General features: G+C 48.6%; 38 protein-coding genes. 5 read left to right on the top strand and 33 right to left on the bottom strand.

Going from position 1 to position 23,971, the window contains the following annotated elements:
- Positions 1-28: 28 nt before the first annotated feature.
- The 5 genes from hemB to H8K38_RS09780 all read left to right on the top strand — a co-directional run bounded on the left by hemB (position 29) and on the right by H8K38_RS09780 (position 5,748).
- The gene (hemB, locus tag H8K38_RS09800) at positions 29-1,039 is read left to right on the top strand and encodes a porphobilinogen synthase (protein ID WP_186884652.1); all 1,011 of its coding nucleotides are present in this window, start codon (positions 29-31) and stop codon (positions 1,037-1,039) included.
- Between the two features lie 154 nt (positions 1,040-1,193).
- Positions 1,194-2,441 carry a sterol desaturase family protein gene (locus tag H8K38_RS09795; protein ID WP_186884651.1) on the top strand — a complete coding sequence of 416 codons (1,248 nt, stop codon included), beginning with the start codon at positions 1,194-1,196 and terminating at the stop codon, positions 2,439-2,441.
- On the top strand, positions 2,422-3,516 hold the full coding sequence (locus H8K38_RS09790) for a magnesium transporter CorA family protein (RefSeq protein ID WP_186884650.1): 1,095 nt from the start codon (positions 2,422-2,424) through the stop codon (positions 3,514-3,516). Before H8K38_RS09795 ends, H8K38_RS09790 begins: the two co-directional genes overlap by 20 nt.
- A 138-nt stretch (positions 3,517-3,654) precedes the next feature.
- Entirely contained in the window at positions 3,655-5,097 is a 1,443-nt protein-coding gene (gene sbcB, locus H8K38_RS09785) for an exodeoxyribonuclease I (protein WP_186884649.1), read from the top strand.
- A gap of 114 nt (positions 5,098-5,211) precedes the next feature.
- Positions 5,212-5,748 (top strand): GNAT family N-acetyltransferase, encoded by a 537-nt coding sequence (locus H8K38_RS09780; RefSeq protein ID WP_186884648.1) that lies wholly within the window; start codon positions 5,212-5,214, stop codon positions 5,746-5,748.
- Positions 5,749-5,855: 107 nt separating this feature from the next.
- On the opposite strand, the gene H8K38_RS09775 is transcribed toward H8K38_RS09780, so the two are convergent.
- From H8K38_RS09775 to H8K38_RS09615, 33 genes are all read right to left on the bottom strand, one after another.
- Positions 5,856-6,494: a peroxiredoxin gene (locus H8K38_RS09775; RefSeq protein ID WP_186884647.1), complete on the bottom strand. Its 639-nt coding sequence runs from the start codon at positions 6,492-6,494 to the stop codon at positions 5,856-5,858.
- Between the two features lie 157 nt (positions 6,495-6,651).
- Complete coding sequence (gene dsbD, locus H8K38_RS09770; RefSeq protein WP_186884646.1) at positions 6,652-8,448, bottom strand: protein-disulfide reductase DsbD; 1,797 nt, start codon at positions 8,446-8,448, stop codon at positions 6,652-6,654.
- Positions 8,445-8,780, bottom strand: coding sequence for a divalent-cation tolerance protein CutA (gene cutA / locus H8K38_RS09765; RefSeq protein ID WP_370587083.1), 336 nt, complete (start codon positions 8,778-8,780; stop codon positions 8,445-8,447). Before cutA ends, dsbD begins: the two co-directional genes overlap by 4 nt.
- A 146-nt stretch (positions 8,781-8,926) precedes the next feature.
- Complete coding sequence (gene rplQ / locus H8K38_RS09760) at positions 8,927-9,322, bottom strand: 50S ribosomal protein L17 (protein ID WP_186884644.1); 396 nt, start codon at positions 9,320-9,322, stop codon at positions 8,927-8,929.
- 121 nt (positions 9,323-9,443) lie between these two features.
- Positions 9,444-10,421, bottom strand: a complete 978-nt coding sequence (rpoA, locus tag H8K38_RS09755; RefSeq protein WP_186884643.1) for a DNA-directed RNA polymerase subunit alpha — start codon at positions 10,419-10,421, stop codon at positions 9,444-9,446.
- Positions 10,422-10,523: 102 nt separating this feature from the next.
- On the bottom strand, positions 10,524-11,147 hold the full coding sequence (gene rpsD, locus H8K38_RS09750) for a 30S ribosomal protein S4 (protein WP_186884642.1): 624 nt from the start codon (positions 11,145-11,147) through the stop codon (positions 10,524-10,526).
- 196 nt (positions 11,148-11,343) lie between these two features.
- Complete coding sequence (rpsK, locus tag H8K38_RS09745) at positions 11,344-11,748, bottom strand: 30S ribosomal protein S11 (RefSeq protein WP_110255932.1); 405 nt, start codon at positions 11,746-11,748, stop codon at positions 11,344-11,346.
- A gap of 31 nt (positions 11,749-11,779) precedes the next feature.
- Positions 11,780-12,145: a 30S ribosomal protein S13 gene (gene rpsM, locus H8K38_RS09740; protein WP_186884641.1), complete on the bottom strand. Its 366-nt coding sequence runs from the start codon at positions 12,143-12,145 to the stop codon at positions 11,780-11,782.
- 28 nt (positions 12,146-12,173) lie between these two features.
- Positions 12,174-12,287, bottom strand: coding sequence for a 50S ribosomal protein L36 (gene rpmJ / locus H8K38_RS09735; RefSeq protein WP_014004415.1), 114 nt, complete (start codon positions 12,285-12,287; stop codon positions 12,174-12,176).
- Between the two features lie 33 nt (positions 12,288-12,320).
- Positions 12,321-12,539: a translation initiation factor IF-1 gene (gene infA, locus H8K38_RS09730; protein WP_005663428.1), complete on the bottom strand. Its 219-nt coding sequence runs from the start codon at positions 12,537-12,539 to the stop codon at positions 12,321-12,323.
- A gap of 24 nt (positions 12,540-12,563) precedes the next feature.
- Complete coding sequence (gene secY, locus H8K38_RS09725; RefSeq protein ID WP_186884640.1) at positions 12,564-13,901, bottom strand: preprotein translocase subunit SecY; 1,338 nt, start codon at positions 13,899-13,901, stop codon at positions 12,564-12,566.
- Between the two features lie 25 nt (positions 13,902-13,926).
- A complete protein-coding gene (gene rplO / locus H8K38_RS09720; RefSeq protein ID WP_186884639.1) occupies positions 13,927-14,358 on the bottom strand; it encodes a 50S ribosomal protein L15 in 432 nt (143 codons plus the stop codon).
- A 28-nt stretch (positions 14,359-14,386) separates the two neighbouring features.
- A complete protein-coding gene (gene rpmD / locus H8K38_RS09715) occupies positions 14,387-14,566 on the bottom strand; it encodes a 50S ribosomal protein L30 (RefSeq protein ID WP_186884638.1) in 180 nt (59 codons plus the stop codon).
- A gap of 10 nt (positions 14,567-14,576) precedes the next feature.
- Positions 14,577-15,095 (bottom strand): 30S ribosomal protein S5, encoded by a 519-nt coding sequence (gene rpsE, locus H8K38_RS09710; RefSeq protein WP_110255927.1) that lies wholly within the window; start codon positions 15,093-15,095, stop codon positions 14,577-14,579.
- A gap of 12 nt (positions 15,096-15,107) precedes the next feature.
- A complete protein-coding gene (gene rplR / locus H8K38_RS09705) occupies positions 15,108-15,470 on the bottom strand; it encodes a 50S ribosomal protein L18 (protein ID WP_186884637.1) in 363 nt (120 codons plus the stop codon).
- 12 nt (positions 15,471-15,482) lie between these two features.
- Positions 15,483-16,016 (bottom strand): 50S ribosomal protein L6, encoded by a 534-nt coding sequence (rplF, locus tag H8K38_RS09700; RefSeq protein WP_186884636.1) that lies wholly within the window; start codon positions 16,014-16,016, stop codon positions 15,483-15,485.
- Between the two features lie 10 nt (positions 16,017-16,026).
- Positions 16,027-16,422, bottom strand: coding sequence for a 30S ribosomal protein S8 (gene rpsH, locus H8K38_RS09695; protein ID WP_186884635.1), 396 nt, complete (start codon positions 16,420-16,422; stop codon positions 16,027-16,029).
- A 14-nt stretch (positions 16,423-16,436) separates the two neighbouring features.
- The gene (gene rpsN / locus H8K38_RS09690) at positions 16,437-16,742 is read right to left on the bottom strand and encodes a 30S ribosomal protein S14 (RefSeq protein WP_186884634.1); all 306 of its coding nucleotides are present in this window, start codon (positions 16,740-16,742) and stop codon (positions 16,437-16,439) included.
- Positions 16,743-16,749: 7 nt separating this feature from the next.
- Positions 16,750-17,289 carry a 50S ribosomal protein L5 gene (gene rplE, locus H8K38_RS09685; RefSeq protein ID WP_186884633.1) on the bottom strand — a complete coding sequence of 180 codons (540 nt, stop codon included), beginning with the start codon at positions 17,287-17,289 and terminating at the stop codon, positions 16,750-16,752.
- Between the two features lie 4 nt (positions 17,290-17,293).
- The gene (rplX, locus tag H8K38_RS09680; RefSeq protein ID WP_186884632.1) at positions 17,294-17,608 is read right to left on the bottom strand and encodes a 50S ribosomal protein L24; all 315 of its coding nucleotides are present in this window, start codon (positions 17,606-17,608) and stop codon (positions 17,294-17,296) included.
- Positions 17,609-17,617: 9 nt separating this feature from the next.
- Positions 17,618-17,986: a 50S ribosomal protein L14 gene (gene rplN / locus H8K38_RS09675; RefSeq protein WP_006464924.1), complete on the bottom strand. Its 369-nt coding sequence runs from the start codon at positions 17,984-17,986 to the stop codon at positions 17,618-17,620.
- Positions 17,987-18,225: 239 nt separating this feature from the next.
- Positions 18,226-18,498: a 30S ribosomal protein S17 gene (rpsQ, locus tag H8K38_RS09670; RefSeq protein ID WP_186884631.1), complete on the bottom strand. Its 273-nt coding sequence runs from the start codon at positions 18,496-18,498 to the stop codon at positions 18,226-18,228.
- On the bottom strand, positions 18,498-18,689 hold the full coding sequence (gene rpmC / locus H8K38_RS09665) for a 50S ribosomal protein L29 (protein WP_186884630.1): 192 nt from the start codon (positions 18,687-18,689) through the stop codon (positions 18,498-18,500). Before rpmC ends, rpsQ begins: the two co-directional genes overlap by 1 nt.
- Before the next feature lie 13 nt (positions 18,690-18,702).
- Positions 18,703-19,122, bottom strand: a complete 420-nt coding sequence (rplP, locus tag H8K38_RS09660) for a 50S ribosomal protein L16 (RefSeq protein WP_186884629.1) — start codon at positions 19,120-19,122, stop codon at positions 18,703-18,705.
- A gap of 2 nt (positions 19,123-19,124) precedes the next feature.
- Positions 19,125-19,949, bottom strand: coding sequence for a 30S ribosomal protein S3 (gene rpsC / locus H8K38_RS09655; protein ID WP_186884628.1), 825 nt, complete (start codon positions 19,947-19,949; stop codon positions 19,125-19,127).
- A gap of 9 nt (positions 19,950-19,958) precedes the next feature.
- Complete coding sequence (rplV, locus tag H8K38_RS09650; protein WP_186884627.1) at positions 19,959-20,291, bottom strand: 50S ribosomal protein L22; 333 nt, start codon at positions 20,289-20,291, stop codon at positions 19,959-19,961.
- Between the two features lie 6 nt (positions 20,292-20,297).
- On the bottom strand, positions 20,298-20,573 hold the full coding sequence (gene rpsS / locus H8K38_RS09645) for a 30S ribosomal protein S19 (RefSeq protein ID WP_124574225.1): 276 nt from the start codon (positions 20,571-20,573) through the stop codon (positions 20,298-20,300).
- 10 nt (positions 20,574-20,583) lie between these two features.
- Positions 20,584-21,411, bottom strand: coding sequence for a 50S ribosomal protein L2 (rplB, locus tag H8K38_RS09640; protein WP_186884626.1), 828 nt, complete (start codon positions 21,409-21,411; stop codon positions 20,584-20,586).
- Positions 21,412-21,413: 2 nt separating this feature from the next.
- Positions 21,414-21,728, bottom strand: a complete 315-nt coding sequence (rplW, locus tag H8K38_RS09635) for a 50S ribosomal protein L23 (RefSeq protein WP_186884625.1) — start codon at positions 21,726-21,728, stop codon at positions 21,414-21,416.
- Positions 21,725-22,348, bottom strand: a complete 624-nt coding sequence (gene rplD / locus H8K38_RS09630) for a 50S ribosomal protein L4 (protein WP_186884624.1) — start codon at positions 22,346-22,348, stop codon at positions 21,725-21,727. Before rplD ends, rplW begins: the two co-directional genes overlap by 4 nt.
- 3 nt (positions 22,349-22,351) lie before the next feature.
- Positions 22,352-23,008, bottom strand: coding sequence for a 50S ribosomal protein L3 (gene rplC, locus H8K38_RS09625; protein WP_186884623.1), 657 nt, complete (start codon positions 23,006-23,008; stop codon positions 22,352-22,354).
- 216 nt (positions 23,009-23,224) lie between these two features.
- Positions 23,225-23,542, bottom strand: coding sequence for a 30S ribosomal protein S10 (gene rpsJ, locus H8K38_RS09620; RefSeq protein ID WP_110255911.1), 318 nt, complete (start codon positions 23,540-23,542; stop codon positions 23,225-23,227).
- Positions 23,543-23,672: 130 nt separating this feature from the next.
- On the bottom strand, positions 23,673-23,971 hold a 299-nt coding region (locus H8K38_RS09615), incomplete at its 5' end, for an elongation factor Tu (RefSeq protein ID WP_186884622.1).

Raw genomic sequence — 23,971 nt, 5'->3', positions numbered from 1 at the left:
TTACCTGACAAATATTTTTTAATTCATCATGGCCCAAAACAAACCCAATCTTTTCCCCGCTGTACGTATGCGTCGCATGCGTAAGGATGTTTTTTCACGCGCGATGATGCGCGAAAATACCATTACCTCTGCCGATCTGATTTATCCGGTATTCATACTGGATGGCGTCAATCAATGCGAAAAAGTGGCGTCGATGCCAGGCGTGGAACGTGTTTCCATTGATCTGCTGCTGGGCGTTGCAGAAGACTGCGTCGCACTCGGCATTCCGGTCATGGCTTTATTCCCGGTCATTAATCCCAGTTTAAAAACCCCGGACGGTATCGAAGCAACCAATCCTGACGGCCTGATGCCACGCGCTATCCGCGAGTTGAAAAGCCGCTTCCCTGAACTCGGCATTCTTACCGATGTCGCACTGGACCCCTACACCAGTCACGGTCAGGATGGTCTGATCGATGCGAATGGCTATGTGCTGAATGATGAAACCACAGAAATGCTGGTGCGTCAGGCACTGACCCACGCCCGCGCCGGCGCTGATATTGTTGCCCCCAGCGATATGATGGACGGCCGCATCGGCGCGATTCGTCATGCACTCGAAGCGAACAATTTTATTCACACCCGCATCATGGCGTATTCCGCTAAATATGCATCCGCTTTCTACGGTCCTTTCCGTGATGCGGTGGGTTCAGCGACCAATCTCGGCAAGAGCGATAAAGCAACCTACCAGATGGATCCGGCCAACAGCAATGAAGCCTTGCGCGAAGTGGCGCTTGATCTGGCCGAAGGTGCGGATATGGTGATGGTGAAACCCGGCATGCCGTATCTTGATATTGTGCGTCGCGTCAAAGATGAATTCAGGGTGCCGACCTTCGCTTATCAGGTCAGCGGCGAATACGCGATGATTAAAGCGGCGGCGCAAAACGGCTGGCTTGATCACAACAAAACCATGATGGAATCCATGATGGCATTCAAACGGGCTGGTGCCGATGGGGTACTGACCTATTTTGCCCGCGATATCGCACGCTTGCTGCGACACGCTTAAACCACCGCACTGGCTGCGCCGGTGTTCTACCTGCGCAGATAACTGCCGCCAGCGATGCTGCGCGACAGCATTCTGCGTCACGGCTACAGGCATTCCCAAGATGTCTGTAGCCGTGTAGCATCACTGCTTCCTTTCTCTTTTGACGGTGAAGCGCATGCAAGAAAAAGTCATCACTTTTGCCAGCCCGATATTTTTTCTGCTGATCGCGCTTGAAGCCTACGTCGCCATGCGTCGGCATCGCCATGAATACCGCGTTAATGATGCGATCAACAGCCTCAGCCTTGGCGTCATGAGCCAGATTATTAACGTCTTTCTGAAGTTGCTGTCTATCGGCATTTACGTCTGGGTCGCACAACACTTTGCCATCACCACTCTGCCTGCCGATCAGCCGTGGGTCTGGCTGACTGGCTTATTGCTGTACGATTTTTTATATTACTGGCTGCATCGCATGGGGCACATGACGAACCTGTTGTGGGCTGCGCATGTCGTTCACCATCAAAGCGAACATTACAATCTGAGTACCGCGTTACGGCAAACCAGCAGCGGTCATTTATTTGCCTGGGTATTTTATTTGCCGATGGCATTGCTCGGTTACCCAGCAGAAGTTTTCATCGCCGTGGGGCTGATCGATTTGCTGTATCAATTCTGGATACACACGCAGCAAATCGGTAAGCTGGGCTGGTTTGACCGCGTGTTTGCATCACCTTCAAATCATCGTGTTCATCATGCGGTGAATGACATCTATCTGGATAAAAATTTCGGCGGCATCCTGATACTCTGGGATCGCCTGTTCGGCACTTTCATCGAAGAGCAGGATGCGCATCCTGTCGTGTTTGGCACGCGCAAACCCTTACGTAGCTGGAATCCCTTCTGGGCCAATGCAGAAGTGTATGCCGCCGTGCTGAAAGACGCGCTGAGCACCCGGCGCTGGGTGGATAAATTCAAAATCTGGCTGATGCCGCCGGGATGGCAACCTGCCGATCTGGCGGCACGCTCTGCGCCTGCTACATTCGATCTGCAACGAGCAGAATATAATCCGCCATTGCGTGGCGCACTGATGTGGTACTGTCTCGCGCAGTTCGCGCTGGGACTGAACATCACGACGCATTTTTTACTCAGCGCAAATACCGCTGGCAGTGTTTCGCTGGTGCTCTATGCGCTATGGTTGCTGGCTGGTTTCTGGATCATCGGCGGTCTGATGCAACAGCAAAAATTCTTCGTGTTACTGGAAACGTTCAGAATCGCGATCTGTGCTGCGATGGTGCTGACGACGTCAAACTGGTTTGGCATCGCCACACTGACCGGCACGGCGCAAGCCTGCATCATTGCTGCTTGCGCGGCTTGCTTACTGACGCTCTTACTGATTTTTAAAACGAAACCGCATGGATATCTTTCATATTAACGACAATCAGGTATTACTCAATCCGGATTCCGCCGTCACACCGCAAGGCTTTCTGTGGCTGGATGCAACCCACGATGAAGTCAGCAACAATGCAGAGGCATGGCGGGCAGAAGTAGAACGCATTACCGGCATTCATATTTACGATCTGCATTTAAGCGATGCCGTCAATCTGAGCCATCCTTCGTATTTCGATAACACCCATGATTACGAGTTGGTGGTCTTTCGCAAGCTCGCGTTGAACGGTGAAGCAGTCGCAACCGACACGATAGAAAAACGGAAAATTCCGGCAGCGCTGAATAAATTATTGACCGTTCCGGTGTCCTTTTTTGTCTTCGGTCATGCACTGGTCACCGTCCGCGCCGCGAATAGCAAAACCATCGACAATGCCCGCGCCCGCTTACTGAATTACAAGGCCAAAGTCGATGGCAGCAGTCATGGTCGCTTGCCAGCGTCGCCCGAAGATCTGATGCTGCGCTTACTCAATGCGATGGTCGATCAGTATCTGGAATTGCGCCAGCCACTGACGCAACAACTCGATCGCTGGCAGCACGCGCTGCTGGACCCGCGTCGCCCGTTCAATAACTGGATGGCCTTGCTCGATTCGCGTCTGGAATTACGCAAACTCGATAATCTGTGCGAGGAACAACGCGATGCATTGCAGGAATTGCGCGATCATATCGTCGATACCCATGATGGCAACAACGATGCGCAAAGCCGTGCGAAAGATCTGTTATTGGTCCGCACGACCGATGTGATGGAACACATCAGCCGCGTACTGAATCACGCGCGCCGCCTCGAAGCATCGCTGGAATCGGCGGTACAGATACACTTTTCTGCGATGGCGCACCGCACCAGCGAAATCATGCGCACCCTGACAGTCATCACGGCCTTGTTCATGCCGCTGACATTGATTACCGGGATTTTCGGTATGAATTTTGAAGTCATGCCGCTGCTCAAAAACGCCTCCGGTTTCTGGATCACGATGGGTGCGATGGGCTTCATCGTCGTGCTGCTGTTGATATATTTCCGCAGCCAGCGCTACCTCGAAGACCGCCTGCGCAATTCCCGTCGATAACACGTTTTTGGGGGAGTATGTGGTTAAATACCCTTCATGTCCTTATAAACATTGGGCATTTAAAAATACTCCCCCCAGTATATTTCACCTGTTTTTGCACTTATTTCTTTTACTTTTGCAGCCATTCCTGACGATTCCATGCAAGCACTGACCTATCTGTGGCACGACTATGAAACTTTCGGCGCCGTGCCACGCCGCGATCGCCCGGCGCAATTTGCCGCCATCCGCACCGATGCGGAACTCAATGAAATCGGCGACGAACTGATGCTGTATTGCCAGCCCGCACCCGATTTTCTGCCCGATCCACAAGCCTGCCTGATCACCGGAATCACGCCGCAAACTTGCCTGCAAAGCGGCGTTCCGGAACACGAATTCGCGCGGCAAATCGAAGCCGCATTCGCGCAACCCGGCACCGTCGGCGTCGGCTACAACACCATACGCTTCGATGATGAAGTCACCCGTTTTTTATTCTGGCGCAATCTGATCGACCCGTATGCGCGCGAATGGCAAAACAATTGCAGCCGCTGGGATATTCTCGATGTCGTGCGTACCGCGTATGCGCTGCGCCCCGACGGCATACAGTGGCCGCGTAACGAAGAAGGTAAAGTCAGCTTCCGCCTCGAACATCTGACGGCCGCCAACGGCCTCAGCCACGAAGCCGCGCATGATGCTTTATCCGATGTGCGCGCGACGATTGCGATGGCGCGTTTGCTGAAAGAAAAAAATCCGCGGCTGTTTGATTTCTGCCTGAGTCTGCGCAAAAAAGACCGCGTGATGGAAGAGATAGGCTGGCCTGTGCCAAAGCCGTTTCTGCACATCACGGGCATGATTCCGGCAGAACGCGGATGCATCAGCGTGATGTGGCCGCTGGCGATGCATCCGACCAACAAAAACGAAATCATCGTCTGGGATCTGAGCGCCGATCCAGCTGAATTATTTTCGCTCAGCAGCGCAGAAATTCAGCTGCGTATGTTCAGCAAGAGCAGCGATTTACCTGAGGGTGTTACACGTCTGCCGATCAAAACCATCCACATCAATAAGTCCCCGATAGTCATCAGCAATCTGAAAACACTGTCCGCCGAACGCGCCGCGCATTGGGGCATCGATATGACTGCCGTGATGGCGCACGCTGCCATCGCAGCCCATGCGCCGGACATGGCACAGATATGGGAAGCGGTGTTTGACCGCTCTGCCGCGAACGGCTTATCAACGAATAATGATGTTGACGAAGATTTGTACAACGGCTTCATCGGCAATGCTGACCGCCGCTTACTGAACGAGCTGCGGACGATGCCAGCAGAACAACTGGCGCAAGCATCGACCCATTTTCAAGATGCACGACTGGACGAACTGCTGTTCCGCTATCGCGCCAGAAATTTCCCCGCGACCCTGAGTGCGAAAGAAGCAGAAACATGGGAACAACACCGCGCCGCCCGCCTGCATGACGGGCTGGGCAATGCAATGACGGTAGAACAGTTTTTTGAGCGCATCGATCAGTTATCGGAAGAAGCCGATGAACGCGCCGAAGAGATACTCGGTGCTTTGTATGACTATGCCGAGCACATCACACCGATGCGTTGAAAAAATCATCCTGCAGGTAAAACAGAGACTGAGTATTCATGTGCTTCTTCAAGGCATTTCCTGCGAAGCGGCGCATGATGATGCAGATGTTCAAATTAATTTTATGGAGTCACAATGATACGAGGCAGCTGCTTTTATTTGCGCCATCCTAAGAAAGAAGAAATTCCGCAACTCATCAACTTGCTCAATAATCTGGATACACGCGGTCCGTGGTTGTCAACCGAACTGATGCTGCCGGGCCTGCTCGAAAAGCGCTTTGAGGAACAGCATAGCTCTAAGGAAAACATGGAATACTTTCTGATCATCGGCGACGACGAACAGATACTGGGCAGAGTGTTCCATTTCAAAACAGTGCCGTATTTTCAGTCGCGCGAAATCGGTTACTCGCTGTTTTCTACAACCCTGCACGGCAAAGGCATTATGAGCGAAGCGGTAGCACTGCTCACGCGCTACCTGTTTGAAACCAGCTTGCTGAACCGCCTGGAAATTCACATGGAAGCGGGCAATACCGGTTCCGAAAAAGTCGCTGTCAAGAACGGCTTTCAATTTGAAGGTGTCGCACGCGGTGCAGCGTACAATCGCGGACGCTTTGTTGATGTCAAGATGTATGCTTTGTTGCGTAGCGAATGGGAAGCCTTGCAAGGCGCCTGATACGAGTGGTACGACGAATCCGATGAACTATGTGGATTCGGGTCTCGTCGCCAGTAAAAACCCCGGTGCCAAGACCGGGGTTATTTGACTGATCGACTGGGCAGCACTTATTTATTCGGTTGCGGCGTAATGCGCAGATACGGCTTTGGTGCTTTGTAACCTTTCGGGTATTTCTGCTTGATCACGTCTTCATCTTTGATCGACAAAGGAATAATCACATCGTCACCATCGCGCCAGTTGCCTGGTGTTGCCACCGTATAGCCATCGGTCAGTTGCAAGGCATCGATCACACGCAGCACTTCATCAAAATTTCGGCCAGTGGTCAGCGGATAAGTAATGATCAGGCGGACTTTTTTATTTGGATCAATGATGAACAGCGAGCGCACGGTCACGGTTTCTGACTGATTCGGGTGAATCATGTCGTACAAGGCAGCAACTTTGCGATCAGCGTCAGCGATGATAGGGAAGCCAACCGCGGTGTGCTGCGTTTCTTCTATGTCTTTAATCCATTGCAGATGTGAATCCGCGCCGTCAACCGACAAGGCAATCGCTTTGACATTGCGCTTGTCAAACTCTGGCTTCAGCTTCGCGGTCAGGCCGAGTTCTGTGGTGCAGACCGGTGTGAAATCTGCCGGATGGGAAAATAATACCACCCAGGAATTACCCGCCCATTCGTGGAATTTCAGTTTTCCAATGGAGGAATCCTGCTCGAAATCCGGTGCAATATCGCCTAAACGTAAAGTCATCTTACTCTCCCAAAAATGTAGAGCCTGACTATAAGTCGCCTCTTTCAACTTCTCAAGAACAGAGAAGTTGCAAGCTTATATCGGCTTAGTTATATAAGTGCGATTACGCGGGGACGGTGGATCAGCGCTGCAAAAATACGACGTTGATCCGGGTTAATTACTTACCTTCAATTCTTGATAATGACTGCAAGAATTTTTCAGCATTCTGGAAGCCGACGACGCGACTGTCAGGAATTTCCACACCTTGATTATTGAAGAAAATGATGCCCGGAGGGCCGAATAATTTAAAGCGTTTCAGCATTTCTTTATCGTCGTCATTATTCGCGGTAACGTCGACTTGCAGCAGCAACATTGCATCCATCTTCGCCTTCACCCTGACATCGGTGAATGTCAGTTTTTCCATTTCTTTGCAAGAGACACACCAGTCTGCGTAGAAATCCAGCATCGCCGTTTTTCCTTTGCTCTGCGCCAATGCCGCGTCCAGCTCTGCAACATTACGCACAAGGACAAACACTGCACCATGCGTCTGCGTGCCAAACAGATGAGCGACCGGCGCATAGATATCGCGACCGCCGGTAGCGACACCAACGAGCTGCAATAAACCCAGTACGCCGAACGCAGCGGCAATCAGCTTCCCAGGCAAACCTGAACGATGAAAAAATAACTGATAGCCAGCATAAGCAATCAATAGCGTTGCCCACCCGAGCATCTGTAACCAGACAGGAATCACTGGCGAGATCATCCATAACGCCATCGCCAGCATCAGCACGCCAAAGAAACGTTTGATGTTTTCCATCCAGATACCGGCGCGTGGTAACAAGCTGCCGGCAGAGATACCAAGTAACAGCAAAGGCACGCCCATACCGATCGCAATAGCGAACATTGCGACACCACCAACGATCACATCGCGCGTCTGACTGATGTAGACCAGCGCGCCAAGCAATGGGCCCGTGACACATGGCCCTACGATCAACGCAGAAATCGCTCCCATCAGGAATACACCAATTAATTTTCCTAATTTACTATCGCGCTGACCTTCGGAAATTTCAGTTAACTTTGTTTGCAATGCCGCCGGCATTTGCAATTGATAGACGTTAAACATCGACAACGCGAAGAACACCATCAATAAGGAAAATGCACCCAATACCCAAGGATTTTGCAGGGTCGCCGCCAAGCCCTCACCGGCGAGACCGGCAGCAACGCCCATTCCTGTGTACACCAGTGACATCCCCAGGACATACGCAAGCGATAACATGAATCCACGCGTACGACTGACACCCGCGCCTTCACCAACGATGATAAAAGACAAAATAGGCACCATCGGCAGCACACACGGTGTCAGCGATAAGCCCAGACCAAGAATGAAAAACAAAGGCAGGATGACGGATAACTTACCGCTCTTTAGTGCTGCACTGATACTGCTGCTTTCTGCGTCTGGCGCGACATCGGTCTTGCTGACTTCTGCGCCGCCCGGCTGTGACGAAGTGGCAGCGTTACCCGCTGCGATGCTCAGTCTGAATTCGCTTTCCAATGGCGGGTAGCACAAGCCCTGATCAGCACATCCTTGTCTGCCGACTTTCAATGTGAAGTCATTAGCAGCCTGTACCGGAATCCTGATCAATACAGACTTGCGGTATGTCTCAACGTCTTTCTGAAAGGTTTCATCAAACTTGACCTTACCGGCTGGCAGCACGACATCGCCAATTTTTGCGTCGGCCGAAGTGAATTTCAACTTTTCACGGTACAAATAATAACCGTCGGCAATGGTCAGCGTCACCTCGGCAACGCCGGGTTCAGCCATTCTGGCGGATGCTTTGAAAGCGACTTCCGGGTCGAGAAACTCATCGGCATGCGCCAGGCTACTGAGAATCAGAAATACGCTCATTAACAGCATCTGTAATACACGAATGAAACCGTTTTGCGGCGAGAGCGTTGCGATGCGATGCGTGTTCATTTAAGTCCTGTTTGTTCTTGTACCCATTGCAGATAGGCAGGTAAGCCATCGACCACGGGAATAGCAATAATTTCCGGTACTTGGTAAGGGTGCAGCGAGCAAATCAATGCCTGCAGATCTGGATAGGCTTGAGTTGTTGTCTTGATGTGCAATGGCACTTCGGTGGTGACTTCCTGCTGACCATCCCACGTGTACAGAGACATTATTTCGGGCATGACGTTCACGCATGCAGCCAAATTATTTTCTAATATATTTTGGGCGATCGTGAGCGCAACGGTCTTATCCGGACAATTCGTCATTACCAGTAAAACTTTATCGTCGTTTGTCTTCATAGCACTCATTTTAGCAAGAGTCTGATGATCACGAGCAACCCAAGCTGAATAGACCTAAATAAAAACGCGTTGATAACGGGCACACAAATGAAGAAAAAAAAGCCCGGATAAACCGGGCCTTTTTATTTAAGAAATATCTTCTTAAATTATTCTGCTACTGGAGCATTTTCTACATCAGTGACTTCTGGACGATCCAGCAATTCAACGTAAGCCATCGGTGCATTGTCGCCAACGCGGAAGCCCATTTTCAGAATACGCAGGTAGCCGCCATTACGATTTGCGTAACGTGGGCCGAGTTCCGCAAACAGTTTCAAAACCATTTCGCGATCACGCAGACGGGAAAATGCCAGACGTTTGTTAGCCAATGTATCAACTTTACCCAAAGTCAGAATCGGCTCGATAACGCGGCGCAGTTCTTTTGCTTTTGGCAATGTTGTTTTGATCGCTTCGTGACGCAACAGGGATACTGTCATGTTGCGCAACATAGCCAAACGGTGGGATGAAGTACGATTCAGCTTACGTAAGCCGTGACGGTGACGCATGGTATTTCCTTTCAGATTTCATTGCCAGCTCTTCTATCGACAACATTGTCGCGGGCCGGTAATTATTTTTACTACGATAAAAAAATGAACGGCTTTATTTAAAACCGTTCATTCCGACAAATTATTTTTCCAAGCCTGCAGGTGGCCAGTTTTCCAGCTTCATGCCCAAAGACAAGCCACGGGAAGCCAACACTTCTTTGATTTCGTTCAAAGATTTGCGACCCAGGTTTGGTGTCTTCAACAGTTCATTTTCGCTACGTTGGATCAGATCGCCAATGTAGTAAATGTTTTCTGCTTTCAGGCAGTTTGCTGAACGTACTGTCAGTTCCAGATCATCTACTGGACGCAACAGAACTGGATCAACGGCTGGTGCACGGGATGGTGCTTCAGCGGCTGCTTCAGTACCTTCCAGAGCAGCGAAGACATTCAATTGATCAACCAGCACGCGGGCAGATTGACGAATTGCTTCTTCTGGTGTGATCACGCCATTGGTTTCAATATTGATGATCAATTTATCCAGATCGGTACGCTGTTCAACACGAGCGGACTCAACGGAGTAAGAAACACGACGCACTGGAGAGAAAGACGCGTCCAGAATCATGCGGCCTATCGTTTTGTTTGCATCTTCAGACAAACGGCGAACGTTACCAGGCACATAGCCACGGCCTTTTTCAACTTTGATCTGCATGTCCAGCTTACCGCCGGCGGTCAGATTCGCGATGACGTGATCTGGATTGATCAGTTCCACATCATGTGGCAACTCGATGTCGGACGCCAACACTGCGCCTTCGCCATCTTTTTTCAATGTCAGTGTCACTTCTTCACGATTGTGCAACTTGAATACAACACCCTTCAAGTTCAACAGAATATCAACGACGTCTTCTTGAACGCCATCGAGGGATGAATACTCATGAACAACACCAGCAATCACTACTTCAGTTGGCGCATAACCAACCATCGTCGACAACAATACGCGACGCAGCGCATTGCCCAGTGTGTGGCCATAGCCACGTTCAAACGGTTCCATCACGACTTTAGCGTGACCGGCACCCAGCATTTCCACATCGATAATACGTGGCTTCAACAGATTGTTTTGCATGAAATGTCCTTTTCAATACCCTCGGTTCGTTACACCGATAAGGCTGACGGCATTAAAGAAAAAGCCTGCCTGTCGTAACCCAGGCAGGCGATGAAACTAAAATTAACGAGAATACAATTCAACGATCAGGGATTCGTTGACATCGTGAGCGATATCGCTACGATCTGGCATGGACTTGTAAGTGCCTTCCATTTTCTTCGCATCAACAGCTACCCATGAAGGCATGCCGGATTGCTCAGCCAGGGACAGAGCTTCAACGATACGAACTTGTTTTTTCGCTTTTTCACGAACAGCAACAACGTCACCAGCTTTAACTTGGTAAGAAGCGATGTTAACAACGATACCGTTGACTGTGAAAGCTTTGTGGCTTACCAACTGACGTGCTTCAGCACGTGTAGAGCCGAAGCCCATGCGGTATGCAACGTTGTCGAGACGAGATTCCAGCAATTTCAACAGCGTTTCGCCTGTATTGCCTTTTTGGCGATCAGCTTCAGCGAAGTAGCGGCGGAATTGACGTTCCAGAACGCCGTACATACGTTTAACTTTTTGCTTTTCGCGTAATTGATTACCGAAGTCAGAAGTACGTGCGCCAGATTTAGCACCGTGTTGACCTGGTTTTACATCTAATTTGCATTTTGAATCCAAAGAGCGGCGTGCGCTTTTCAGAAACAGGTCAGTGCCTTCGCGACGGGATAACTTAGCTTTTGGTCCGATATAACGTGCCACAATATTTTCCTTTTATAAATGACGCAGAACTTGGCTGCGCTAGTCTGATCTGCTTGCTATCAGACAGTGGTCTTAAAGGCGAAAGCGAATCGCTTAATGCCTGAAATAAAATTCCCAACACAAAACCCGCCAACAAAATGGCGGGCTTGCATTCTAACGAAAATACCGTCAGAACGCCAGCAGCAAATGCTACCGCTTAGATACGACGACGCTTTGGAGGGCGGCAGCCGTTGTGTGGTACTGGAGTTACGTCTTGGATCAAAGAAATCTTGATGCCGAGATTGTTCAGTGCGCGTACTGAAGATTCACGACCTGGGCCTGGGCCTTTGATGCGAACTTCCAGATTTTTGATACCGCATTCAACAGCAACTTTACCTGCTGCTTCCGCTGCAACCTGCGCTGCGAACGGAGTAGATTTACGTGAGCCTTTAAAACCAGCACCGCCAGCAGTTGCCCAAGAGAGAGCATTGCCTTGACGATCAGTGATCGTGATGATGGTGTTATTGAAAGAAGCGTGAACGTGTGCTATACCTTCAGCAACGTTCTTTTTAACTTTCTTACGAGCACGTGCTGCTGCTGCGTTGTTTTGTGCTTTTGCCATAATGATTTCCTTGGATCCGGGCTAGCCAGGATTATTTCTTCAAAGATTGAGCTGCTTTACGTGGACCTTTACGTGTACGTGCGTTAGTACGTGTACGTTGGCCACGGCAAGGCAAGCCTTTACGATGACGCAAGCCGCGATAGCAACCCAAGTCCATCAAGCGCTTGATGTTCATGGACAATTCACGACGCAAGTCACCTTCGACGATAAATTTACCGATTTCGTCGCGAAGCTTCTCGAGTTCGTTGTCATCCAGATCTTTAACCTTTTTATTGGTCAAAACACCTGTTGCTTCACAGATTTTCTGTGAGCGTGGACGGCCAATACCATAGATAGCTGTTAAGCCGATTACGGTATGCTGATGATTTGGGATATTAACCCCTGCGATACGTGCCATTCGTTATTCCTCGTTCAATAACGTTAAATTAACCTTGGCGCTGTTTATGGCGTGGTTCTGTGCAAATAACACGAACAACACCTTTGCGCTTGATGATTTTGCAGTTGCGGCAGATCCGCTTAACTGATGCGAGAACTTTCATTTTTGCCCTCTTCCCTTCTTGTTCACTTTTAATTTACTTGGTTCGGAACACTATTCGCGCCCGGCTCAAATCATAAGGCGTCAATTCCACTGTCACCTTATCACCTGGAAGGATGCGGATATAGTTCATCCGCATCTTCCCGGAAATATGGCCTAGTACAACATGCCCGTTTTCCAACTTAACTCTAAATGTTGCATTCGGAAGATTCTCCAGAATCTCGCCCTGCATCTGTATAACGTCGTCTTTTGCCATTCGATCTGCTGTCCCTTCAGCAAATTACCGCGAAGGAATCCCGCCCTTGAAATTTGCTTTACGAAGCAGCGACTCGTATTGCTGCGACATGACATAGTTTTGCACCTGAGCCATAAAATCCATGGTCACCACTACGATAATCAGCAGGGATGTACCACCGAAGTAGAAAGGAACTTTCCATTTGGCAATCAAAAATTCAGGTAACAAACAGACTAGCGTGATATAAACCGCACCAGCCAACGTCAATCGCATCAAAATTTTGTCGATATAGCGGGCAGTCTGATCGCCTGGACGTATTCCAGGGACAAACGCTCCACTCTTCTTCAAATTATCAGCTGTTTCTTTGCTGTTGAATACCAAAGCGGTATAAAAGAAGCAAAAGAAAATAATCGCAGCAGCGTACAACAACGCATGAATAGGCTCGCCTGGCGCCATTGATGCAGCCAAATCTTTCAAGAACGTAATAAACCCGCTCGTTGAAGAATCTGCACCCTTGGTAAACCAGCTGGTAATCGTCGCTGGGAATAAAATGATCGATGAAGCGAAAATTGGAGGAATTACACCAGCCATATTCAACTTCAGCGGCAAATGACTGCTTTGCCCGCCATACACTTTATTTCCGACCTGACGCTTCGCATAATTAACCAGAATCTTACGTTGGCCACGTTCCACAAATACCACCAGAAACGTCACAGCTACCGCAATAACACAGATCAACAATACTGACGCAGGATGCATAGATCCAGTACGAACCAACTCAAACAAACTTACCAAGGCACCTGGCAAACCAGCAGCAATACCGGCGAAGATAATGATAGAAATACCGTTACCTAAACCGCGCTCAGTGATTTGTTCGCCCAGCCACATCAAAAACATCGTACCTGTCACCAATGATACTACAGTAGTGAATCTGAAAGCGAGGCCGGGATCAATAACGAGCCCTGGCTGCGCCTCCAGACCAAACGCAATGAAATATGCCTGCACTGTCGCCAGTAACAAAGTTCCATAACGTGTGTACTGAGTAATTTTTCTGCGACCGGATTCACCTTCTTTTTTCAGTGCTTCCAGTTGCGGAGAAACGATAGACATCAGTTGCATGATGATCGATGCCGAGATATACGGCATGATGCCGAGTGCAAACACGGTGAACCGTGACAATGCACCACCGGAGAACATGTTAAACATCCCCAAGATACCACCTTGGTTTTGCTTAAACAGATCTGCCAATGCAGTTGGATCTATACCTGGAACAGGTACATGAGCACCAATCCGATAGACAACCAATGCTGCAAGCAGGAACCAGAGTCGCCCCCAGGGAAATCCGCTTGCTACACTTTTAGCTTGTTGTGGAGATGTTGCCAATTATTGCTCCGGTGTCTGCAGTGAATTAAGCGATCGTACCGCCAGCAGCTTCGATTGCAGCTTTAGCGCCTTTAGTGACGATCAAGCCGTTCAAAGTTACTTTCTTAGTAATCGCACCAGACAAGATCACACGAACTACACGTGCGAGCTCAGAAACAACACCAGCTTGTTTTAAAGCAAGGATGTCAATTTCAGTGACTGGCAAATTTTCCAAGTCTGTCAGACGAACTTCTGCTTTGTACGGTGTTGCCAGTGATTTAAAACCACGTTTTGGCAAGCGACGTTGCAAAGGCATCTGACCGCCTTCGAAACCGACTTTATGAAAGCCGCCGGAACGAGATTTTTGACCTTTATGGCCGCGACCCGCTGTCTTACCCAAACCTGAGCCGATACCACGACCAACACGACGTTTGTAGTGTTTAGCGCCATCAGCAGGTTGTATGTTATTCAATTCCATAATTTGCTCCGAACATAAGTCTGACGACTTACGCTACAACCTTCACAAGATACGAGACTTTATTGATCATGCCGCGTACTGCTGGCGTGTCTTGCAATTCAGAAACTGAATTAACACGACGCAAACCCAGACCACGCACGGTAGCACGGTGATCCTGGCGTGTGCCGATCAGACCTTTGACCAATTGCACTTTTACTGTCTTAGTCATCGCGCTCTCCTTAACCGAGGATTTCTTCAACGGTCTTGCCACGCTTTGCAGCGATTTCAGATGGAGTACTCATCTTAGCCAGACCATTCAAAGTTGCACGAACCATGTTGTAAGGATTTGTTGAGCCGTTGGATTTAGCAACAACATTAACAATACCCATTACTTCAAAAATCGCGCGCATTGGACCACCAGCGATAACGCCAGTACCTTCTTTTGCAGGAGAAATCATGACGGAAGACGCGCCGTGCTTACCAGTAACGGTGTGTTGCAAAGTACCGTTTTTCAAAGTCACTTTGATCATCTTACGACGTGCTTCTTCCATCGCTTTTTGTACGGCAACAGGAACTTCTTTCGACTTACCTTTGCCCATACCGATACGGCCATCGCCGTCGCCTACAACTGTCAATGCAGCGAAGCCCATGATACGACCACCCTTAACCACTTTGGTTACACGGTTGATCGCGATCATTTTTTCGCGCATGCCATCATCCGGCTTGTCGGCTGCTGTTTTTGCTTGCATTTTTGCCATGACAAATTTTCCTTAGAACTTCAAGCCAGCTTCACGGGCAGCTTCTGCAAGCGCCTTGATGCGGCCATGGTAACGGAAACCGGAGCGGTCAAACGCAACTTCGGTAACCCCTGCTTTGATTGCCTTCTCTGCTACACGCTTGCCGATCAAAGTCGCGGCTGTGGTGTTGCCACCAGCTCCGGACTTGCCAGCCAATTCTGCACGTACTTCCGCCTCTACGGTGGAAGCTGACGCCAACACTTTGGCGTCTGGGCCAATAATGTTTGCGTAGATGTGCAGGTTGGTGCGATGCACGGCCAGGCGGTTCACTTTGAGTTCTGCGATCTTGGCACGGGTTTGACGTGCGCGGCGCAGACGTGATTGTTTCTTGTCCATCGTCAACCCCTATTACTTCTTCTTGGTTTCTTTAATCACAACCACTTCGTCCGCATAACGGACACCCTTGCCTTTATAAGGCTCTGGGCTGCGGTATGCACGGACTTCAGCTGCCACCTGACCTACTACCTGCTTATTAACACCTTTAATCAGGATTTCAGTAGGAGTTGGCGTAGCACAAGAAATACCTTCTGGCATTTGATGTACGACTGGATGTGAAAAACCTAAAGACAAATTCAATTTATCACCCTGAGCTTGCGCTTTGTAACCAACGCCGACCAAAGTGAGTTTTCTTTCAAAGCCTTTAGTAACACCGGTAACCATGTTATTGACCAAGGCACGTAAAGTACCAGTCATTGCATTAGCTTCACGGCCATCATTGGCTGGTGAAAAACTCAAAGTGCCGTTGTCGTTCGCAACTTTCACTAAGCCATTGAGACTTTGTGTCTGCACGCCCATAGGACCTTTTACTGTAATCTGCTCTGCTGAAATTGCAACTTCTGCACCGGCCGGCAAAGCGATTGGCATCTTACCTACTCGAGACATCTTTCACTCCTTAGGCGACGTAGCAAATTACTTCGCCACCGACACCGGTTGCGCGCGCTTTGCGGTCAGTCATGACGCCTTTTGGTGTAGAAACAATCGCTACACCCAAACCGTTCATCACATTTGGAATCTCGTCTTTACCTTTGTAAATACGAAGACCTGGACGTGAAACACGTTCCAAACGTTCAATAACTGGACGTCCTGCATAATATTTCAAGCCGATTTTTAATTCGGACTTCCCTGCAGTTTCTAAAACTGCGAAATCTTCAATGTAACCTTCGTCTTTAAGTACGTTTGCAATTGCAATCTTTACTTTAGAGGACGGCATCGCAACAACAGTTTTTTGAACAACTTGTGCGTTACGAATGCGGGTCAGCATATCGGCGATAGGATCGCTCATACTCATTGCTTATTCTCCTATTACCAGCTGGCTTTAGTCATACCCGGGATTTCACCACGCATGGCGACTTCACGGAGTTTAATACGGCCCAAACCGAATTTACGGAATGTGCCACGCGGACGACCTGTCAAAGCGCAACGATTACGCTGACGTGTCGGATTAGAATTACGTGGCAAAGCCTGCAACTTCAGACGAGCAACATAACGCTCTTCTTCAGTCTTTGATTGGTCATCAACGATGGCCTTCAATTCGGCGCGCTTGCCAGCGAATTTCTTCACCAAGTCTGCACGCTTTTGCTCACGATTAATCAGTGCCAGTTTTGCCATGGCGACCTCAGTTTCTGAACGGAAATTTAAATGCGGCGAGGAGTGCTTTCGCTTCTTCGTCGGTCTTTGCGGTTGTCGTGATACTGATATTCATACCACGCAATGCGTCGATCTTGTCGTACTCGATTTCAGGGAAAATGATTTGTTCCTTGACACCGATATTGTAGTTACCACGACCATCAAACGCACGACCAGAAACACCACGGAAGTCACGTACGCGAGGCAAAGCCACGGTAATGAAACGATCCAGGAATTCATACATCTGAGCGCCACGCAAAGTAACCATACAGCCGATTGGATAACCTTCACGGATTTTAAAACCTGCGATCGCTTTACGAGCTTTGGTCACAACTGGCTTCTGGCCTGCGATTTTCGTCAAGTCACCAACTGCATGCTCGATAATCTTTTTATCTGCAACTGCTTCAGACAAACCCATGTTCAGGGTGATTTTCAAGATACGTGGAACTTCCATGCTTGACTTGTAAGCGTACTTTTCAGTCAATTCACCGACGATTTTTTCTTTATATAATGCTTGTAGACGGGCCATGATGTTATGCCTTCACAACTTCGCCAGTCGACTTGTAGATACGGACTTTTTTACCATCCACTACCTTGAAGCCTACACGGTCTGCTTTGCCAGATGCAGCATTAAACAACGCCACATTGGAAACATGAATCGGCATCAATTTATCAACGATGCCACCAACTGCGCCAGTCATTGGGTTTGGCTTAACCGCTTTTTTAGCGACATTAATACCAGCAACAACAACGTAATCACTATCGATGCATGATTGCACCTGACCGCGCTTACCTTTGTCTTTACCCGTCAAGACGATGACTTCGTCGTTTTTACGAATTTTATTCATCACGACTCCTTACAGCACTTCTGGAGCCAAAGACACGATTTTCATAAAGCGCTCAGTACGCAGTTCGCGTGTCACTGGGCCGAAAATACGAGTGCCGATAGGCTCAAGCTTTGCATTCAACAATACTGCAGCATTGCCATCAAATTTGACCAACGAGCCATCTTGACGACGAACACCCTTAGCTGTTCTCACAACCACGGCGTTGTAAATTTCACCTTTTTTTACACGACCGCGCGGAGCAGCAGATTTCACAGTGACTTTAATTACATCACCGATACCCGCATAACGACGCTTGGAACCGCCCAACACTTTAATGCACAGAACTTCACGCGCACCAGTATTGTCAGCCACTTCCAGCCGGCTTTCTGTTTGAATCATAATGTTCTCTTTCCCAACTTAATCCACACAACTTACACAATGCAAGCTTGTAGTCAGTCTTGGTCCTGCCAGCCAACCCCTACATAACCTGCAATGCACGAGCCAACTGATTAGGTGGACGATTTTTTAACCACTTTCACAACGAGAGGGTGTTGCGAAAGACATTTAGGCTGTCATTTGCTTACTACGCAAATGACAGCCCATCATTATTACATCAAAAAAATTTTTGTGCAATAACTTTATACGACTTGTGCTACTTGAACCACACGAGTCAATGTCCAAGCTTTAGTCTTGGAAATTGGGCGACCCTCTTGGATTTCAACTGTGTCGCCAGCTTTTGCCTGGTTAGCTTCATCGTGTGCATGGTACTTTGCAGTACGTACGATGATCTTGCCATACAAAGGATGTTTAACGTGACGTTCAACCAGTACTGTGACTGTTTTGTCCATCTTGTCAGACACAACCTTGCCAATCAATGTGCGCTTCAGAGCCACTTTAACTTGATCGTTCATTATTTGGCATCCTTCTGATTCATGACGGTTTTAACGCGTGCGATGTCGCGACGAACTTTTTTCAACTGTGAAGTATTAGTCAGTTGCTGTGTAGCGATTTGCATACGCAGGCTGAATTGTGCCTTCAACAGATCATTCAGTTCTTTCGTCAAAGCTGCAGAGTCTTTGCCTTGGAGTTCAGATACTTTCATTTACAACTCCCTATTAAGTGCCGACTTGACGTACGACAAACGTTGTCAACAATGGTAATTTGGCAGCTGCCAAGCGGAACGCTTCACGCGCCAGCGCTTCATCAACGCCATCCATTTCGTACAACATTTTGCCTGGTTGAATCTCGGCAACGTAGTACTCAGGATTACCTTTACCATTACCCATACGAACCTCTGCAGGCTTCTGGGAAATTGGCTTGTCCGGGAAAACGCGGATCCAGATACGACCACCGCGCTTGATATGACGAGTCATTGCACGACGCGCCGCTTCAATCTGACGCGCTGTGATACGACCACGGCCAACCGCTTTCAAACCAAACTCACCGAAGGAAACAGCTGTACCACGAGTATGCGAAATACCCTTGTTACGGCCTTTTTGCTCCTTACGATATTTTCTGCGTGCTGGTTGCAGCATGATTATTCTCCTGCTTTCTCAGCTGGTGCAGCATCAGCTTTTGCGCGTACACGCTTAGCTGGAGCTGCTGCGCCAGATGTATTTTGCCCTTCAGGACGCTTAGCACGTGGACGGCTACTTGGCTTGCCATCGTCACGACGTGGGCCACGACGTTTTTTGTCGTCTTCCGGAGTCGATTCGATCACAGGCGCATCGCCATTTGCTAAACGGTCACCTTTGTAGACCCACACTTTTACGCCAATAATGCCGTAAGTTGTGGATGCTTCGCCAAAACCGTAGTCGATATCAGCACGCAAAGTATGCAGAGGCACGCGGCCTTCGCGATACCATTCTTTACGAGCGATTTCGATACCGTTCAAACGACCACCGGACATGATCTTGATACCTTGAGCGCCAAGACGCATTGCATTCTGCATAGCACGTTTCATCGCGCGGCGGAACATAATACGTTTTTCGAGCTGCTGAGCAATAGAGTCAGCGATCAATTGCGCATCGATTTCTGGCTTGCGAATTTCTTCGATGTTGACGTGAACTGGCACGCCCATCATTTTCGACAAGTCAGCTTTCAACACTTCAATGTCTTCGCCTTTTTTACCGATCACAACACCTGGACGGGAGCTGTAAATGGTAATACGTGCGTTTTTCGCAGGACGCTCAATAACGATGCGGCCTACAGATGCGTTTTTCAGTTTTTTCTTCAGGTATTCACGTACCTTCAGATCTTCACCGAGCATAGAAGCAAAGTTACCATTGCCTGCATACCAACGGGAAGACCAGTTACGCGTTACCGCCAGACGAAAACCGGTTGGATGTATCTTCTGTCCCATCGTGACTCCTTAGTTACCAACAGTCACGTAGATGTGACAGGATTGTTTAGAGATACGATCACCACGACCTTTAGCGCGTGCTGTGAAGCGCTTCAGGATCGCACCTTTTTCGACATAGATACTCTTTACTTTCAACTCATCGATATCTGCGCCATCATTGTGTTCAGCGTTTGCAATTGCAGACTCCAACACTTTCTTGATGATTGCAGCACCTTTTTTAGGGCTGAAGGCCAGGATATTCAATGCCTGATCAACTTTTTTACCACGGATCAGGTCTGCCACGAGGCGACCTTTTTGCTCGGACAGACGCACACCGCGAAGATTAGCTTTAGTTTCCATCATCGGTCCTTATTTCTTAGCCTTTTTGTCGGCAGCGTGACCCTTGAACGTACGGGTCAGCGCGAATTCGCCGAGCTTGTGACCAACCATGTTTTCGGAAACATAAACTGGTACGTGTTGCTTACCGTTATGAACCGCAATGGTCAAACCGATGAAGTCCGGCATAATTGTCGAACGACGGGACCAAGTCTTGATTGGTTTCTTGTCTTTATTTGCCTGAGCAGCTTCGACTTTCTTCACCAGATGAGCGTCGCAAAACGGCCCTTTTTTCAATGAACGTGTCATGTTTTATCCCTTATTTCTTACCACGGCGTGAGACGATCATCGAAGTAGTACGCTTGTTGCGACGTGTCTTCTTACCCTTGGTCTGTTGACCCCATGGAGAAACTGGATGACGGCCTGCTGCAGTTTTACCTTCACCACCACCGTGAGGATGGTCAACCGGATTCATTACCACACCGCGAACGGTAGGGCGAATACCACGCCAACGCATCGCACCAGCTTTACCAATCTTACGCAGATTGTGTTCGCCGTTACCAACTTCACCGACGGTTGCGCGGCATTCGATATGAATACGACGAACTTCGCCAGAGCGCAGACGGACTTGAGCGTAAGTACCTTCACGCGCCATCAGAACAACACCAGCACCAGCTGTACGTGCAATCTGCGCGCCTTTTCCTGGCAGCATCTCTACGCAATGCATAGTTGTACCGACTGGAATGTTGCGGATAGGCAAGCAGTTACCAGATTTGATCGGGGCTTGTGAGCCACTAATCAATTGATCGCCTACTGCAACACCTTTAGGAGCGATGATGTATGCACGTTCACCATCCGCGTAACACAACAAAGCGATGTGTGCTGTACGGTTAGGATCGTATTCAATACGCTCAACTTTTGCAGGAATACCATCTTTGTTGCGTTTAAAGTCAACAACACGGTAATGCTGCTTATGACCACCGCCGATGTGGCGGGTAGTGATGTGACCGTTGTTATTACGGCCAGCAGTTTTGGATTTCTTTTCCAACAAAGCAGCGAACGGACGACCTTTGAACAGGCCTTCAGTTACCACTTTCACCATACCACGACGACCTGGTGAGGTTGGCTTCATCTTAACGAGTGCCATTATTATGCCCCCTCAGTGAAGTTGATTTCCTGACCTGGCTTCAAGCATACAAAAGCACGTTTTGTATGGTTGCGGCGGCCAGTAAATCTACCGGTACGTTTTTGTTTACCTTGACGATTTGCCACTTGTACAGATTCAACCTGAACCTTAAACAGCAATTCGACGGCAGCTTTAATTTCTGGCTTGGTTGCATCTGGAGTAACCAGGAAAACCACTTGCTCATTCTTTTCAGCAACCATCGTTGCTTTTTCAGAAATCACAGGAGCCAGCAACACCTTCATCAGGCGTTCTTCACTATGTTTGATTAATGCACTCATGCCAGCATCTCCTCAATCTTTGCCAGTGCTGGCTTGGTGATCAACACTTTCTTGTAGAACACCAAAGAAACTGGATCAGCGTAACGTGGCTCAACAACCAAAACATTTACCAGATTACGTGCTGCCAACATCAGATTTTCATTGAATTCGTCAGTGATAATCAGAACGGAATCCAGGCAACCCAATGCTTTGAGCTTTTCAGTCAATAACTTAGTCTTTGGAGCATCAACCGTTACAGCATCAACCACGCTCAAACGATCTTCACGAGCCAACTGAGAAAGGATAGAGCAGATACCTGCGCGATACATTTTCTTGTTAACTTTGTGAGAGAAATTCTCATCCGGGCTATTCGGGAATATACGACCACCGCCACGCCACAAAGGAGAAGAAGACATACCAGCACGTGCACGGCCAGTACCTTTTTGACGCCAAGGCTTCTTGGTTGTGTGGTGGACTTCTTCACGATCTTTTTGCTTGCGGTTACCGCTACGAGCATTTGCCTGATATGCAACAACAACCTGATGAATCAGAGCTTCGTTGTAATCACGACCGAAAATAGTGTCAGGAGCAGCAACATTCGCAGCAGCTTGACCTTGTTCGTTTAGGAGCTTCAGTTCCATGGATTAGGCTCCCTTCTTAGCTTTAACTTTAACAGCAGGAGATACAATCACCTGACCATTTTTTGCACCCGGCACAGCACCCTTCACCAGCAACAACTGACGCTCTGCATCAACGCGAGCGATTTCCAGATTTTGCACAGTGCGGTTAACGTCACCCAGATGACCAGTCATGCGCTTACCAGGGAAAACACGACCTGGATCCTGCGCCATACCGATAGAACCTGGAACATTATGGGAACGGGAGTTACCGTGAGTGGCGCGACCAGAAGCGAAGTGATGGCGCTTGATAGTGCCGGCATAACCTTTACCAATCGTCACACCTTGCACGTCAACCTTCTGACCAGCTTCGAACAAACCGACAGGCACAACGTCACCGGCCTTCAGTTCAGAAGCTTTAGCAGCATCAACACGGAATTCTTTTAATACAGTACCAGCTTCAACACCTGCTTTTGCGAGGTGACCGGCAGCCGCTTTAGTTACGCGGGATGCACGGCGCTGACCGAAAGTAACCTGAACAGCAGAGTAACCGTCTGTTTCAGGAGTTTTGACTTGCGTCACGCGGTTGTTGGACACATCCAGAACAGTAACAGGAATTGAATCCCCGTCATCTGTAAAGATGCGCATCATGCCAACCTTGCGACCAACTAGGCCCAAGCTCATTATTTTCTCCATTCTCACCTACGATTGGGTGAGGCTGATGTTTAAAAAACTTAAACGAAAAGGTCAGCAAAAGCCGACCCACATTTAAGCCTTCGATTATAGCCCGCAAATTTTTTATTTACAAGGCAAATTATTTGAAAATTCGAAGAATTGTGGTATGTCAAATTTCTTTAATTATCTGATTTTTAATCAAATCAGATATTGATAAAAATCTGATTACTGCAATTTGATTTCAACATCAACACCAGCAGGCAAATCGAGCTTCATCAAAGCATCAACTGTCTTATCTGTTGGATCAACGATGTCCATCAGACGTTGGTGTGTACGAATTTCAAACTGATCACGGGAAGTTTTGTTCACGTGTGGTGAGCGCAGAACGTCAAAACGTTGAATGCGAGTCGGCAAAGGTACAGGGCCTTTTACAACAGCGCCAGTGCGCTTTGCTGTTTCAACGATTTCCAAAGCGGATTGGTCGATCAATTTATAATCGAATGCTTTCAGACGAATGCGGATCTTTTGATTCTGTGTAGACATAACATTTCCTAAAGAACGAGCCACAAACTCAGTGAGAGTGGCATTTTTTACAAAGAGCGAATACTAAAAAAAAGCGGCTGTCGCTTAAAAAAACAGCGACAGCCGACTAGTGTACTACAAAATTACGAAATTACTCGATAATTTTAGCTACAACACCCGCACCAACAGTACGACCACCTTCACGGATAGCGAAACGGAGACCTTCTTCCATCGCGATCGGGTTGATCAGTTTGACTGTGATAGAGACGTTATCACCTGGCATCACCATTTCTTTGTCTGCTGGCAACTCGATCGAACCAGTGACGTCCGTTGTACGGAAGTAGAACTGTGGACGGTAGTTGTTGAAGAATGGTGTATGACGACCGCCTTCATCTTTCGACAAAACGTAGATCTCGCCCGTGAAGTGGCTGTGTGGCTTGATTGAACCTG

The organism is Undibacterium sp. FT79W (genome assembly GCF_014284215.1).
Classification (GTDB): Bacteria; Pseudomonadota; Gammaproteobacteria; order Burkholderiales; family Burkholderiaceae_D; genus Undibacterium; species Undibacterium aquatile.
Note: the sequence above shows the minus strand (reverse complement) of the source record. Positions and strands in the feature narration are given on the sequence as shown.